Origin of the sequence: Shigella sp. FC1661 (genome assembly GCF_001712525.1) — a bacterium.
Taxonomy (GTDB): Bacteria; Pseudomonadota; Gammaproteobacteria; order Enterobacterales; family Enterobacteriaceae; genus Escherichia; species Escherichia coli.
Genome location: NZ_MDGW01000003.1, coordinates 1 through 14,485, shown reverse-complemented (window position 1 = coordinate 14,485; position 14,485 = coordinate 1). Strand labels below are relative to the sequence as shown.

Below are 14,485 nucleotides of genomic sequence, written 5' to 3'. Positions count from 1 at the left end.
GGCGCACGTCTTCGGTGAACGCACTCTGGCCACACTGGAGCGTCTTCTGAGCCTGCTGTCGGCCTTTGAGGTCGTGGTATGGATGACGGATGGCTGGCCGCTGTATGAATCACGCCTGAAGGGAAAGCTGCACGTTATCAGCAAGCGTTACACTCAGCGCATTGAGCGACATAATCTGAATCTGAGACAACATCTGGCAAGGCTGGGACGGAAGTCACTGTCGTTCTCAAAATCGGTGGAGCTGCATGACAAGGTCATCGGGCATTATCTGAACATAAAACACTATCAGTAAGTTGGAGTCATTACCTGCACTGGCAACAATAACAGCAGCCATTATCTATCTGTACCCTTCTCCACTGGTGTGTAATGCCGGCGCCTTTGTTATCGGTTTCTCAGCAGCTGGCGGCATTTTACAGCTCGGTGTTTCGGTCATGTCAGAGTTTTTCCCAAAAAGCAAAGCCAAAGTCACCAGTATTTATATGATGATGGGTGGACTGGCTAACTTTGTTATTCCGCTGATTACCGGTTATCTGTCGAACATCGGCCTTCAATATATCATTGTTCTCGATTTTACTTTCGCGCTGCTGGCCCTGATTACCGCAATTATTGTTTTTATCCGCTATTACCGCGTTTTTATTATTCCTGAGAATGATGTGCGGTTTGGCGAGCGTAAATTTAGCACCCGGTTAAACACAATTAAGCATAGAGGTTAAAGGAGTTAATTATGGATGTTACCGCAAAATACGAATTGATTGGGCTGATGGCCTATCCTATCCGCCACAGTTTATCGCCTGAAATGCAGAATAAAGCCTTAGAAAAAGCGGGATTGCCATTTACCTATATGGCCTTTGAAGTGGATAACGATAGTTTTCCCGGAGCAATTGAAGGATTAAAAGCTCTAAAAATGCGCGGAACTGGTGTATCAATGCCGAACAAACAACTGGCTTGTGAATATGTTGATGAATTAACGCCAGCAGCCAAACTGGTGGGTGCCATCAACACCATCGTTAATGATGATGGCTACCTGCGCGGCTATAACACCGACGGCACGGGCCATATTCGCGCCATTAAAGAGAGCGGTTTTGATATCAAAGGCAAAACAATGGTGCTGTTAGGGGCCGGAGGTGCCTCAACGGCGATTGGCGCGCAGGGGGCAATTGAAGGTTTAAAAGAAATTAAACTCTTTAACCGTCGGGATGAGTTCTTCGATAAAGCCCTCGCCTTCGCGCAGCGGGTTAACGAAAACACCGATTGTGTCGTCACGGTTACCGATCTCGCCGATCAGCAAGCCTTTGCTGAAGCCCTGGCTTCCGCCGACATTTTAACCAATGGCACAAAAGTGGGTATGAAACCCCTTGAGAATGAATCATTAGTTAATGATATCAGTCTGTTACATCCGGGACTTCTGGTCACTGAATGCGTGTATAACCCGCATATGACGAAGTTATTGCAGCAGGCGCAACAAGCTGGTTGCAAAACGATTGATGGATACGGCATGTTGTTGTGGCAAGGGGCTGAACAGTTCACGTTATGGACTGGCAAAGATTTCCCTCTGGAATATGTTAAACAGGTCATGGGGTTCGGTGCCTGACAGGCTGACCGCGTGCAGAAAGGGTAAAAAAATGAAAACCGTAACTGTAAAAGATCTCGTCATTGGTACGGGCGCACCTAAAATCATCGTCTCGCTGATGGCGAAAGATATCGCCCGCGTGAAATCCGAAGCTCTCGCCTATCGTGAAGCGGACTTTGATATTCTGGAATGGCGTGTGGACCACTTTGCCGACCTCTCCAATGTGGAGTCTGTCATGGCGGCGGCAAAAATTCTCCGCGAAACCATGCCAGAAAAACCGCTGCTGTTTACCTTCCGCAGTGCCAAAGAAGGCGGCGAGCAGGCGATTTCCACCGAGGCTTATATTGCTCTCAATCGTGCAGCCATCGACAGCGGCCTGGTTGATATGATAGATCTGGAGTTATTTACCGGCGATGATCAGGTTAAAGAAGCCGTCGCCTGCGCCCACGCGCATGATGTGAAAGTTGTCATGTCCAACCATGACTTCCATAAAACGCCGGAAGCCGAAGAAATCATTGCCCGTCTGCGCAAAATGCAGTCCTTCAACGCCGATATTCCTAAGATTGCGCTGATGCCGCAAAGTACCAGCGATGTGCTGACGTTGCTTGCCGCGACCCTGGAGATGCAGGAGCAGTATGCCGATCGTCCAATCATCACAATGTCAATGGCAAAAACTGGCGTAATTTCTCGTCTGGCTGGTGAAGTATTTGGCTCGGCGGCAACTTTTGGTGCGGTAAAAAAAGCCTCTGCGCCAGGGCAAATCTCGGTAAATGATTTACGCACAGTATTAACTATTTTACATCAGGCATAAGCAATAATATTTCGGCGGGAATATCCTCCCCCGCCGAACTAAAAAAAATATATTCAACCGTATTTAATAAAAATATTTCGTGAGTCTCTGTGCGCTAAATATCCATCTGGCGTAGGGAAAATCACACCTGAATCAGGAATTAACAATGAAACCTGTAAAACCACCTCGTATTAATGGACGAGTGCCGGTCCTGTCGGCACAGGAAGCGGTGAATTATATTCCCGACGAAGCAACACTTTGTGTGTTAGGCGCTGGCGGCGGTATTCTGGAAGCCACGACGTTAATTACTGCTCTTGCTGATAAATATAAACAGACTCAAACGCCACGTAATTTATCGATTATTAGTCCAACAGGGCTTGGCGATCGCGCCGACCGTGGTATTAGTCCGCTGGCGCAAGAAGGTCTGGTGAAATGGGCATTATGTGGTCACTGGGGACAATCGCCGCGTATTTCTGAACTCGCAGAACAAAATAAAATTATTGCTTATAACTATCCACAAGGTGTACTTACACAAACCTTACGCGCCGCCGCAGCCCACCAGCCTGGTATTATTAGTGATATTGGCATCGGGACATTTGTCGATCCACGCCAGCAAGGCGGCAAACTGAATGAAGTCACGAAAGAAGACCTGATTAAACTGGTCGAGTTTGATAACAAAGAATATCTCTATTACAAAGCGATTGCGCCAGATATCGCCTTCATTCGCGCTACCACCTGCGACAGTGAAGGCTACGCCACTTTTGAAGATGAGGTGATGTATCTCGACGCATTGGTTATTGCCCAGGCGGTGCACAATAACGGCGGTATTGTGATGATGCAGGTGCAGAAAATGGTTAAGAAAGCCACGCTGCATCCTAAATCTGTCCGTATTCCGGGTTATCTGGTGGATATTGTGGTGGTCGATCCGGATCAAAGCCAACTGTATGGCGGTGCGCCGGTTAACCGCTTTATTTCTGGTGACTTCACTCTTGATGACAGCACCAAACTTAGCCTGCCCCTAAACCAACGTAAATTAGTTGCGAGGCGTGCATTATTCGAAATGCGTAAAGGCGCGGTGGGGAATGTCGGCGTCGATATTGCTGACGGTATTGGCCTGGTCGCCCGGGAAGAAGGTTGTGCTGATGACTTTATTCTGACGGTAGAAACAGGTCCGATTGGCGGAATTACTTCACAGGGGATCGCCTTTGGCGCGAACGTGAATACCCGTGCCATTCTGGATATGACGTCCCAGTTTGATTTTTATCACGGTGGTGGTCTGGATGTTTGTTATTTGAGTTTTGCTGAAGTCGACCAGCACGGTAACGTCGGCGTGCATAAATTCAATGGCAAAATCATGGGTACCGGTGGATTTATTGATATCAGTGCCACCTCGAAGAAAATTATTTTCTGCGGCACGTTAACCGCGGGCAGTTTAAAAACAGAAATTGCCGATGGCAAATTAAATATCGTCCAGGAAGGACGGGTGAAGAAATTTATTCAGGAACTACCGGAAATTACTTTTAGCGGAAAAATCGCGCTCGAACGGGAACTGGATGTTCGTTACATCACCGAACGTGCTGTATTCACGCTGAAAGAAGACGGCCTGCATTTAATCGAAATCGCCCCTAGCGTCGATTTACAAAAAGATATTCTCGACAAAATGGATTTCACCCCAGTGATTTCGCCAGAACTCAAACTGATGGACGAAAGATTATTTATCGATGCGGCGATGGGTTTTGTCCTGCCTGAAGCGGCTCATTAACAGGAGTATCACGATGGATTTTTCTTTAACTGAAGAACAAGAACTGCTGCTGGCCAGTATTCGCGAACTGATTACGACTAACTTTGCGGAAGAGTATTTCCGCACCTGCGATCAAAACGGGACATATCCGCGTGAGTTTATGCGGGCGCTGGCGGATAACGGCATTTCTATGCTTGGCGTGCCGGAAGAGTTCGGTGGCATCCCTGCGGATTACGTCACCCAGATGCTGGCGCTGATGGAAGTGTCAAAATGCGGTGCTCCGGCATTTTTGATTACCAACGGTCAATGTATTCACAGTATGCGCCGTTTCGGTTCTGCAGAGCAGCTACGTAAAACGGCAGAGAGCACCCTGGAAACGGGTGATCCCGCCTATGCCCTGGCGTTGACGGAGCCAGGCGCAGGCTCAGACAACAACAGTGCCACTACCACTTACACGCGTAAAAACGGCAAGGTTTACATCAACGGACAGAAAACCTTTATTACCGGTGCGAAAGAGTACCCGTATATGCTGGTGTTGGCGCGCGATCCGCAACCGAAAGATCCCAAAAAAGCCTTCACCCTGTGGTGGGTCGACTCCAGTAAGCCCGGCATTAAGATTAACCCGCTGCATAAAATCGGCTGGCATATGCTCAGCACCTGCGAAGTCTATCTCGACAACGTGGAGGTTGAAGAGAGCGACATGGTGGGCGAAGAAGGAATGGGTTTCCTCAATGTGATGTACAACTTTGAGATGGAGCGCCTGATCAACGCCGCGCGCAGCACCGGCTTTGCCGAATGCGCCTTTGAAGATGCCGCCCGCTATGCCAACCAACGTATCGCTTTTGGTAAGCCCATTGGTCATAACCAGATGATCCAGGAAAAACTGGCGCTGATGGCGATTAAGATCGACAACATGCGCAACATGGTGCTGAAAGTGGCATGGCAAGCCGATCAGCATCAGTCACTGCGCACCAGCGCGGCGCTGGCAAAACTGTATTGCGCACGTACCGCAATGGAAGTCATTGATGATGCGATTCAAATCATGGGCGGTCTGGGCTATACCGATGAAGCGCGCGTCTCCCGCTTCTGGCGTGATGTCCGTTGTGAACGTATCGGCGGCGGTACAGACGAAATTATGATTTACGTAGCAGGTCGGCAGATCCTGAAAGACTATCAGAACAAATAATCTGCAGGCGGCGCAGCTTCTTAACAAACTGCGCCGCCAGATTTATCCAACAAGACTTACCGGTTGAGGAAATTCAGATAGGATTTCTTGTTCCGCAAAACAGTTTTTAAATTGTCTACGGTAATCGCTGGGCGAACAACCGACATGGCGCAAAAACAGTTTGGCAAAGTGATCGACATTTTCATAACCCACACGCCAGGAGATCTCTGCCTGTGATAATTCAGTATTAGTGAGTGACCATTTTGCTTCCGTCATACGCCGTTGAATAACATAGTTAATAGGGGAAATACGATACTCTTTGGTAAATTCATGGCAAATATAACTGACGCTGGCACGAAATTTTTTCGATAACTGTTCTAAAGTGATTTTTTCGCGATAATTATTATTCAGATAGAAAAGAATATCTTTTATCAGAACATCTTTTTTAATATACCCCTGCTCCGAACGATAAGCATTTTTAAAATTTTCGTAGTAAAGAATGGCTAACGTATAGGCAAATGCATCCCATAACGAAGATGTTTGGCTATTTTTACTTTGCGGCAAAATCACACTTAGCTCATTAAATAAGGTTTTTATGACTTCTTTTCCCTGCCCCGCGGCAATTACCGGACAAGAATGCGGTTGCAGTAGCTGATTTTCCTCAGCCCCCTGAAACTGAAAGCCGTACAGCGCACAGGTACACGTCGTTGCCGGATCGTTAACGTCAGAGGCCACCGCATGCAGCCTGCCGCGTTCTATCACCACAATGTCATCCGCATGTGCGACATATAACGAAGAATCGATGGTAAACCTTGCAACCCCTTTCTTGACGTAAATCAACTCGGTTTCATTGTCATGAACGTGATGTCCGGACTCCCATTTTGGATCATCGCTAAATGCAAAACGTGAAAGCCGTGGCGTTTTACCGGCGACAAACAGCGTTTCACTGGCGTTATCAAAACAGCGTTGATACATGACAACCTCCCTATTCCATGAGCAAGCAAAAACAATATATGCCGGATAAAATACGGCGTGTATTGCGGTTATACAACCGCGTTTAGCGAGAGCTAAACAAGATTATTTACACTGAATGCAAGATTGTACGGTCATGGAATAACTATATTGCCGCAAATTGCACTTTTGTTTTAGCGATCGCATTTTTTTTGCAAGATTGTTGGCAAGGAAAACAGCTTGCTCCGTCGAAAACCCCGCACCGCTATCGCACACTATTTTCAGGCCATTTTTACCTTCCATCGGAGATGTTCCGTATGCGACTCACAGGAGAAATCATGAAAATAATAACCTGCTTTAAGCTGGTGCCTGAAGAACAGGACATTGTTGTCACTCCAGAATACACCCTGAATTTCGACAATGCCGACGCCAAAATCAGCCAGTTCGATCTCAATGCCATTGAAGCTGCAAGCCAGCTCGCAACAGATGACGATGAGATAGCCGCGCTGACCGTTGGCGGCTTATTGTTGCAGAACTCGAAAGTGCGCAAAGATGTGCTATCCCGCGGGCCGCACAGCCTGTATTTGGTGCAGGATGCGCAACTTGAACATGCACTGCCTCTCGATACCGCAAAAGCGCTGGCGGCAGCAATTGAAAAGATCGGCTTCGATTTACTGATCTTTGGTGAAGGTTCCGGCGACCTTTATGCCCAGCAGGTTGGCTTGCTGGTCGGAGAAATTCTGCAACTTCCGGTGATTAATGCAGTGAGTGCTATTCAGCGTCAGGGCAATACACTGGTGATTGAACGCACGCTTGAAGATGATGTTGAAGTTATTGAACTCTCTGTTCCAGCCGTGCTCTGCGTCACCTCCGATATTAACGTGCCACGCATTCCTTCGATGAAAGCCATTCTCGGCGCGGGTAAAAAACCGGTAAATCAGTGGCAGGCAAGTGATATTGACTGGAGCCAGAGCGCGCCACTTGCTGAACTGGTCGGCATTCGCGTACCGCCGCAAACAGAACGTAAGCACATCATTATCGATAACGATTCGCCGGAGGCCATTACCGAGCTGGCGGAACATCTGAAGAAAGCCCTGAACTGAAGCCTACGGAGAAGAAACGATGAGTCAATTAAACAGCGTCTGGGTCTTTAGCGATAATCCTGAACGTTATGCTGAACTGTTTGGCGGCGCTCAGCAATGGGGCCAACAGGTGTATGCCATTGTACAAAATACCGACCAGGCGCAGGCAGTTATGCCTTATGGTCCAAAATGTATTTATGTTCTTGAGCAAAACGACGCGCTGCAACGCACTGAAAATTACGCCGAAAGCATTGCTGCCCCGCTGAAAGATAAACACCCCGCTATGTTGCTGTTGGCCGCGACGAAACGTGGTAAAGCTCTGGCAGCACGGTTAAGTGTGCAACTGAATGCGGCGCTGGTGAACGATGCCACGGCGGTGGATATTGTCGATGGTCACATTTGCGCCGAACACCGGATGTATGGCGGGTTAGCGTTCGCTCAGGAAAAGATCAACAGCCCGCTGGCGATCATTACCCTTGCACCCGGTGTTCAGGAACCGTGCACCAGTGATACCTCTCATAAGTGCCCGACAGAAACGGTACCTTATGTTGCTCCGCGTCATGAAATTCTCTGTCGCGAACGCCGTGCGAAAGCCGCAAGCAGCGTGGACCTGAGCAAAGCAAAACGTGTGGTTGGCGTCGGTCATGGTCTGGCGGCGCAGGATGACCTGAAAATGGTCCACGAACTGGCGGCGGTGCTGAATGCTGAAGTCGGCTGTTCACGTCCAATTGCCGAAGGCGAGAACTGGATGGAGCGTGAACGTTATATCGGTGTCTCCGGCGTGTTGCTGAAATCCGATCTCTACCTGACGCTGGGGATCTCCGGGCAGATCCAGCATATGGTTGGCGGCAACGGCGCAAAAGTGATTGTCGCCATCAATAAAGATAAAAATGCGCCAATCTTCAATTATGCCGACTACGGCCTGGTGGGCGATATCTACAAAGTCGTCCCTGCCCTGATTAGCCAGTTGAGCCGCTAATTCCCCTTTCAACCACATCTCCCGCTGTAAACGCAGCGGGAAGGGAGCATAACGCATGTCGGATAACAAATTTGATGCCATTGTGGTCGGTGCGGACGTTGCTGGTAGCGTTGCCGCACTGGTCATGGCGCGAGCCGGACTGGATGTCCTGGTGATAGAACGCGGCGACAGTGCCGGATGTAAAAACATGACCGGCGGGCGTCTTTATGCCCACACACTTGAAGCAATCATTCCAGGCTTTGCAGTATCAGCGCCGGTAGAACGCAAGGTCACACGCGAGAAAATCTCCTTCTTAACCGAAGAAAGCGCCGTTACCCTCGATTTTCACCGCGAGCAACCAGATGTTCCGCAACACGCATCTTATACCGTATTGCGTAATCGTCTGGACCCGTGGTTGATGGAACAAGCCGAGCAGGCGGGCGCACAGTTTATCCCGGGCGTTCGCGTCGATGCGTTGGTTCGTGAAGGAAACAAGGTCACTGGCGTGCAGGCCGGGGATGATATTCTCCAAGCGAATGTGGTGGTTCTAGCTGATGGCGTAAACTCGATGCTTGGCCGCTCGCTGGGAATGGTTCCCGCTTCCGATCCGCATCATTACGCTGTTGGTGTTAAAGAGGTTATTGGCCTCACACCAGAACAGATCAACGATCGCTTTAATATTACGGGCGAGGAAGGTGCCGCCTGGCTGTTTGCCGGTTCCCCTTCTGACGGCCTGATGGGCGGGGGATTTCTCTATACCAACAAGGATTCCATATCCTTGGGGCTGGTTTGTGGATTGGGTGATATCGCCCATGCGCAAAAAAGCGTGCCGCAAATGCTGGAAGATTTTAAACAACACCCCGCCATTCGCCCACTAATTAGCGGCGGCAAACTGCTTGAATATTCCGCGCATATGGTGCCAGAAGGCGGTCTGGCAATGGTGCCGCAGATGGTTAACGATGGCGTGATGATCGTTGGTGACGCCGCAGGCTTCTGCCTGAATTTGGGTTTTACAGTTCGTGGCATGGATTTAGCCATTGCATCGGCTCAGGCTGCCGCCACAACGGTGATCGCCGCCAAAGAACGCGAGGATTTCTCCGCCAGCAGTCTGGCGCAATACAAACGTGAGCTGGAACAAAGCTGCGTCATGCGCGATATGCAGCATTTCCGCAAGATCCCGGCGCTGATGGAAAACCCGCGCCTGTTTAGCCAATACCCACGAATGGTCGCCGACATCATGAACGAGATGTTCACCATTGACGGCAAACCAAACCAGCCGGTACGCAAAATGATCATGGGACACGCGAAGAAAATTGGGCTGATCAACTTGCTGAAAGATGGCATTAAGGGAGCAACCGCGCTATGAGCCAGAACGCTACGGTTAACGTCGACATCAAATTAGGCGTCAATAAATTCCATGTTGATGAGGGCCACCCGCATATCATTCTGGCGGCAAATCCCGATATCAATGAATTCCGTAAATTAATGAAAGCTTGCCCTGCCGGACTTTATAAGCAGGATGACGCCGGCAACATTCATTTCGATTCCGCCGGTTGTCTGGAGTGCGGCACCTGTCGGGTGCTGTGCGGCAACACTATTCTCGAACAGTGGCAATATCCCGTAGGCACCTTCGGTATTGATTTTCGCTACGGCTAATCATGCATCCCACAGGCCCGCATCTCGGGCCTGATGTTCTGTTTCGAGAGTCCAAAATGAAAGTGACATTAACGTTCAACGAACAACGTCGTGCGGCGTATCGTCAGCAAGGGTTATGGGGCGATGCTTCACTGGCCGATTACTGGCAGCAGACCGCTCGTGCGATGCCAGACAAAATTGCCGTGGTCGACAATCATGGTGCAACGTACACCTATAGCGCGCTCGATCACGCCTTGAGCTGTCTGGCAAACTGGATGTTAGCGAAGGGTATTGAATCAGGCGATCGCATCGCATTTCAACTGCCTGGCTGGTGTGAATTTACCGTTATCTATCTTGCCTGCCTGAAAATCGGTGCGGTTTCCGTGCCGCTGTTGCCTTCCTGGCGGGAAGCAGAACTGGTGTCGGTGCTCAATAAGTGTCAGGCAAAAATGTTCTTTGCACCGACGTTGTTTAAACAAACACGTCCGGTAGATTTAATCCTGCCGCTGCAAAATCAGCTTCCACAACTACAACAAATTGTCGGCGTGGACAAACTGGCTCCCGCCACCTCTTCCCTCTCATTAAGTCCGATTATCGCCGACAATACCTCACTGACCACGGCGATAACGACCCACGGCGATGAATTAGCTGCGGTGCTGTTTACCTCCGGAACCGAGGGTCTGCCAAAGGGCGTGATGCTAACGCATAACAATATTCTCGCCAGTGAGCGGGCTTATTGCGCGCGACTGAATCTGACCTGGCAGGATGTCTTTATGATGCCTGCGCCACTTGGTCACGCAACGGGCTTTCTGCATGGCGTAACGGCACCATTCTTAATTGGCGCTCGCAGCGTGTTGTTAGATATTTTCACTCCTGATGCGTGTCTCGCGCTGCTTGAGCAGCAGCGTTGCACCTGTATGCTAGGCGCAACGCCGTTTGTCTATGATCTTTTGAATGTACTAGAGAAACAACCCGCGGACCTTTCAGCGCTGCGTTTCTTTCTTTGCGGCGGTACCACAATCCCCAAAAAAGTGGCACGTGAATGCCAGCAGCGCGGCATTAAATTATTAAGTGTTTATGGTTCCACAGAAAGTTCGCCGCATGCGGTGGTGAATCTCGATGATCCTTTGTCTCGCTTTATGCACACCGATGGTTACGCTGCCGCAGGTGTAGAGATTAAAGTGGTCGATGACGCACGCAAGACCTTACCGCCAGGTTGCGAAGGTGAAGAAGCCTCGCGTGGCCCCAATGTGTTTATGGGGTATTTTGATGAACCTGAATTAACCGCCCGTGCGCTGGACGAAGAAGGCTGGTATTGCAGCGGCGATCTCTGCCGTATGGATGAGGCTGGCTATATAAAAATTACCGGACGCAAAAAAGATATTATTGTCCGCGGCGGCGAAAATATTAGCAGCCGTGAAGTGGAAGATATTTTATTGCAGCATCCTAAAATTCACGATGCCTGTGTGGTTGCAATGCCCGATGAACGTTTAGGTGAACGATCATGCGCTTATGTCGTGCTGAAAGCGCCGCATCATTCATTATCGCTGGAAGAGGTGGTGGCTTTTTTTAGCCGTAAACGGGTCGCAAAATATAAATATCCTGAACATATCGTGGTAATCGAAAAACTACCGCGCACTGCCTCAGGTAAAATACAAAAGTTTTTGTTAAGAAAAGATATTATGCGGCGATTAACGCAGGATGTCTGTGAAGAGATTGAATAAGTTTCATCTTCGGGGATCACATAAACCCGGCGACAAAACGCCGCCGGGTATTTATTTTATTTCTTCAGTTCAGCCAAGCTTAACCAGGTTTGCACCACGGTGTCCGGATTCAGAGACAGGCTATCGATCCCCTCTTCCATCAACCATGCGGCAAAATCTTCGTGGTCGGACGGACCCTGACCGCAAATCCCGACATATTTGCCCTGTTTCTTCGCGGCACGGATAGCCATCGACAGCAATGCTTTCACCGCATCGTTGCGCTCATCGAACAGTTCAGACACCACGCCGGAGTCACGATCCAGACCGAGCGCCAACTGCGTCATGTCGTTTGAGCCAATTGAGAAGCCGTCGAAATATTCGAGGAACTGCTCGGCCAGCAAGGCGTTGGACGGGATTTCACACATCATGATGATTTTCAGCCCGTTCTCACCACGCTTCAGCCCCTGACGCGCCAGTTCTTCAACCACCGCTTTCGCCTGGTCTACGGTACGCACGAACGGGATCATGATCTCAACGTTGGTCAGCCCCATGTCGTTGCGCACACGTTTCACTGCTTCACACTCCAGCGCGAAGCAGTCGCGGAAGCTGTCGGAAACATAGCGGCCCGCGCCACGGAAGCCGAGCATCGGGTTCTCTTCATCTGGCTCGTAACGCTCACCACCGACCAGGTTGGCATATTCGTTCGATTTAAAATCAGAGAGACGGACAATGACGCGCTTCGGATAAAACGCGGCACCCAGCGTCGCGATCCCTTCAGTCAGACGACCAACGTAAAATTCACGCGGAGAATCAAAACCTTTCATCATCTCGCGGATTTCGTTTTGCAACTGCGGTTCCTGATCGTCAAACTCAAGCAGTGCGCGTGGGTGGACGCCAATCATACGGTTGATGATAAATTCCAGACGCGCAAGTCCCACGCCTTTGTTCGGCAGACAGGCGAAGTCGAAAGCTCGATCCGGGTTACCGACGTTCATCATAACTTTCAACGGCAGATCCGGCATGGTTTCTACGCTGGAGCTTTTCACGCTAAATTCCAGCAACTCCGCATAGACGTAACCGGTATCACCTTCGGCACAAGAAACAGTGACGTTCTCACCGTCTTTCATCCGTTCTGTTGCATCACCACAGCCCACTACCGCCGGAATACCCAGTTCACGAGCGATGATCGCCGCGTGACAGGTACGACCGCCACGGTTGGTGACGATGGCAGATGCTTTCTTCATGATCGGTTCCCAGTCCGGGTCGGTCATGTCAGTGACCAGCACGTCACCAGGTTCGATGCGGTTCATTTCGCTGATGTCATGGATGACTTTCACCGGACCCGCACCGATGCGATGACCGATAGCACGGCCTTCGGCGATAATCTTACCCTGTGAATGCAGCGTATAACGCTCCATGACCTGACCGCGTGAGCGCACGGTTTCCGGACGCGCCTGCACAATGAACAGTTTGCCGGTGTGGCCATCTTTCGCCCACTCAATATCCATCGGGCGACCGTAGTGTTTCTCAATTTGTACGGCCTGTTTTGCCAGTTCCTGCACTTCTTCGTTGGTCAGCGAGAAGATGTCACGCTGTTCCTGCGGTACGTCTTCGATTTTAACCTGCTTGCCGTGCTCCTGGGTCGGCGCGTAAACCATGCGGATTTTTTTCGACCCCATGGTGCGGCGCACGATAGCCGGGCGATTCGCCGCCAGTGTCGGTTTATGCACGTAAAACTCATCCGGGTTAACCGCCCCCTGCACGACCATCTCACCAAGGCCCCATGCGGAAGTGATAAACACCACCTGGTCAAAGCCGGATTCGGTATCAATGGAGAACATCACGCCAGAAGATGCGAGGTCGGAGCGCACCATCCTCTGAACACCGGCGGAGAGCGCCACGCCACGGTGATCGTAACCCTGGTGCACACGATAAGAGATGGCGCGATCGTTAAACAGAGAAGCAAATACATGTTTCACTGCCACGAGAACGGCGTCAAACCCCTGAACGTTGAGGAAGGTTTCCTGCTGACCGGCAAAGGAAGCGTCCGGCATATCTTCTGCGGTGGCGGAGGAGCGCACCGCAAAAGAGGCGTTTTCGTCATCGGCGGAAAGCTGAGCATAGGCTTCGCGGATGGCGTTTTCCAGCTCAGCCTGGAAGGGAGTGTCGATAATCCACTGGCGGATTTGCGCGCCCGCTTTCGCAAGCTGAGTAACATCGTCAATATCCGTTTTATCCAGCAGTTCATAAATGCGCTGGTTTACGCCGCTTTGGTCCAGAAACTGGTTAAACGCGTCGGCGGTTGTGGCGAAACCATTCGGAACGGAAACGCCCATTCCGGAAAGGTTAGTAATCATTTCACCCAGGGAGGCATTTTTGCCCCCAACCCTGTCTACATCATTCATGCCGAGTTGGTTGTACCAAAGCACCAGCGGTGACGAGCCATTGTTGGACATCGAACAATCCTTTTGTGATAAATGAACGGTTTGAGAAACACATTTCTGCGCATTTATCTTTGCATATTTAACCGGATGAAAAAAACGGTGAATCGTTCAAGCAAATATATTTTTTTACTTTTTAAGACTGATCCAGCTGGATTTGCCCCTATATTTCCAGACATCTGTTATCACTTAACCCATTACAAGCCCGCTGCCGCAGATATTCCCGTGGCGAGCGATAACCCAGCGCACTATGCGGATGCCATTCGTTATAATGCTCGAACGCCTCTGCAAGGTTCTTTGCTGCCGTTAACCCGTCTGGTTTGGGCATGATACTGATGTAGTCACGCTTTATCGTTTTCACGAAGCTCTCTGCTATTCCGTTACTCTCCGGACTCCGCACCGCCGTGTTCTTCGGTTCAAGTCCCAACATCCGGGCGAACTGGCGTGTT

12 protein-coding genes and 2 pseudogenes are annotated in these 14,485 nt (G+C 50.2%); 11 read left to right on the top strand and 3 right to left on the bottom strand.

From position 1 onward, the window contains the following. The 6 genes and pseudogenes from BFF42_RS00230 to BFF42_RS00205 all read left to right on the top strand — a co-directional run. A pseudogene (locus BFF42_RS00230) lies at positions 1–292 on the top strand (IS1-like element IS1X2 family transposase); the annotation flags it as partial. A 16-nt stretch (positions 293–308) separates the two neighbouring features. Next, positions 309–713 (top strand): annotated as a pseudogene (locus tag BFF42_RS00225) (MFS transporter); the annotation flags it as partial. Between the two features lie 11 nt (positions 714–724). Further along, positions 725–1,591, top strand: coding sequence for a quinate/shikimate dehydrogenase (ydiB, locus tag BFF42_RS00220; protein WP_000383469.1), 867 nt, complete (start codon positions 725–727; stop codon positions 1,589–1,591). Between the two features lie 31 nt (positions 1,592–1,622). Then, on the top strand, positions 1,623–2,381 hold the full coding sequence (gene aroD, locus BFF42_RS00215; protein WP_012421640.1) for a type I 3-dehydroquinate dehydratase: 759 nt from the start codon (positions 1,623–1,625) through the stop codon (positions 2,379–2,381). Between the two features lie 145 nt (positions 2,382–2,526). After that, a complete protein-coding gene (locus BFF42_RS00210; protein ID WP_039060262.1) occupies positions 2,527–4,122 on the top strand; it encodes an acyl CoA:acetate/3-ketoacid CoA transferase in 1,596 nt (531 codons plus the stop codon). Positions 4,123–4,135: 13 nt separating this feature from the next. Continuing rightward, positions 4,136–5,287 carry an acyl-CoA dehydrogenase gene (locus BFF42_RS00205; RefSeq protein ID WP_000347825.1) on the top strand — a complete coding sequence of 384 codons (1,152 nt, stop codon included), beginning with the start codon at positions 4,136–4,138 and terminating at the stop codon, positions 5,285–5,287. Positions 5,288–5,329: 42 nt separating this feature from the next. Here the strand turns inward: BFF42_RS00205 and BFF42_RS00200 are convergent, their stop codons facing one another. Continuing rightward, positions 5,330–6,241, bottom strand: a complete 912-nt coding sequence (locus BFF42_RS00200; protein ID WP_000284799.1) for an AraC family transcriptional regulator — start codon at positions 6,239–6,241, stop codon at positions 5,330–5,332. Between the two features lie 314 nt (positions 6,242–6,555). On the opposite strand from BFF42_RS00200, the gene BFF42_RS00195 reads away from it, so the two are divergent. Genes BFF42_RS00195 through fadK form a run of 5 tightly spaced genes read left to right on the top strand, consistent with a single transcriptional unit; the run spans position 6,556 to position 11,616 of the window. Then, on the top strand, positions 6,556–7,320 hold the full coding sequence (locus BFF42_RS00195; RefSeq protein ID WP_000692130.1) for an electron transfer flavoprotein: 765 nt from the start codon (positions 6,556–6,558) through the stop codon (positions 7,318–7,320). Between the two features lie 19 nt (positions 7,321–7,339). Further along, the gene (locus BFF42_RS00190; protein ID WP_000080718.1) at positions 7,340–8,278 is read left to right on the top strand and encodes an electron transfer flavoprotein subunit alpha; all 939 of its coding nucleotides are present in this window, start codon (positions 7,340–7,342) and stop codon (positions 8,276–8,278) included. Between the two features lie 55 nt (positions 8,279–8,333). Continuing rightward, the gene (locus BFF42_RS00185) at positions 8,334–9,623 is read left to right on the top strand and encodes an FAD-dependent oxidoreductase (protein WP_001282575.1); all 1,290 of its coding nucleotides are present in this window, start codon (positions 8,334–8,336) and stop codon (positions 9,621–9,623) included. Next, the gene (locus BFF42_RS00180; protein ID WP_039060265.1) at positions 9,620–9,913 is read left to right on the top strand and encodes a ferredoxin family protein; all 294 of its coding nucleotides are present in this window, start codon (positions 9,620–9,622) and stop codon (positions 9,911–9,913) included. The genes BFF42_RS00185 and BFF42_RS00180 overlap by 4 nt, the downstream gene beginning before the upstream one ends. 56 nt (positions 9,914–9,969) lie before the next feature. After that, a complete protein-coding gene (fadK, locus tag BFF42_RS00175; RefSeq protein ID WP_012421423.1) occupies positions 9,970–11,616 on the top strand; it encodes a medium-chain fatty-acid--CoA ligase in 1,647 nt (548 codons plus the stop codon). 56 nt (positions 11,617–11,672) lie between these two features. Here fadK and ppsA read toward each other — a convergent pair whose 3' ends face one another. Further along, entirely contained in the window at positions 11,673–14,051 is a 2,379-nt protein-coding gene (gene ppsA / locus BFF42_RS00170; RefSeq protein ID WP_000069350.1) for a phosphoenolpyruvate synthase, read from the bottom strand. A gap of 148 nt (positions 14,052–14,199) precedes the next feature. Next, positions 14,200–14,485, bottom strand: a 286-nt coding sequence (locus tag BFF42_RS00165) for an integrase core domain-containing protein (protein ID WP_000318964.1), incomplete at its 5' end; no start/stop codon positions are given.

Excerpts from the sequence above, each read along its gene's own strand:
- ydiB (WP_000383469.1), top strand. The coding sequence starts at position 725 with ATGGATGTTACCGCAAAATACGAATTGATTGGGCTGATGGCCTATCCT.
- aroD (WP_012421640.1), top strand. The coding sequence starts at position 1,623 with ATGAAAACCGTAACTGTAAAAGATCTCGTCATTGGTACGGGCGCACCT.
- BFF42_RS00210 (WP_039060262.1), top strand. The coding sequence starts at position 2,527 with ATGAAACCTGTAAAACCACCTCGTATTAATGGACGAGTGCCGGTCCTG.
- BFF42_RS00205 (WP_000347825.1), top strand. The coding sequence starts at position 4,136 with ATGGATTTTTCTTTAACTGAAGAACAAGAACTGCTGCTGGCCAGTATT.
- BFF42_RS00200 (WP_000284799.1), bottom strand. The coding sequence starts at position 6,241 with ATGTATCAACGCTGTTTTGATAACGCCAGTGAAACGCTGTTTGTCGCC.
- BFF42_RS00195 (WP_000692130.1), top strand. The coding sequence starts at position 6,556 with ATGAAAATAATAACCTGCTTTAAGCTGGTGCCTGAAGAACAGGACATT.
- BFF42_RS00190 (WP_000080718.1), top strand. The coding sequence starts at position 7,340 with ATGAGTCAATTAAACAGCGTCTGGGTCTTTAGCGATAATCCTGAACGT.
- BFF42_RS00185 (WP_001282575.1), top strand. The coding sequence starts at position 8,334 with ATGTCGGATAACAAATTTGATGCCATTGTGGTCGGTGCGGACGTTGCT.
- BFF42_RS00180 (WP_039060265.1), top strand. The coding sequence starts at position 9,620 with ATGAGCCAGAACGCTACGGTTAACGTCGACATCAAATTAGGCGTCAAT.
- fadK (WP_012421423.1), top strand. The coding sequence starts at position 9,970 with ATGAAAGTGACATTAACGTTCAACGAACAACGTCGTGCGGCGTATCGT.
- ppsA (WP_000069350.1), bottom strand. The coding sequence starts at position 14,051 with ATGTCCAACAATGGCTCGTCACCGCTGGTGCTTTGGTACAACCAACTC.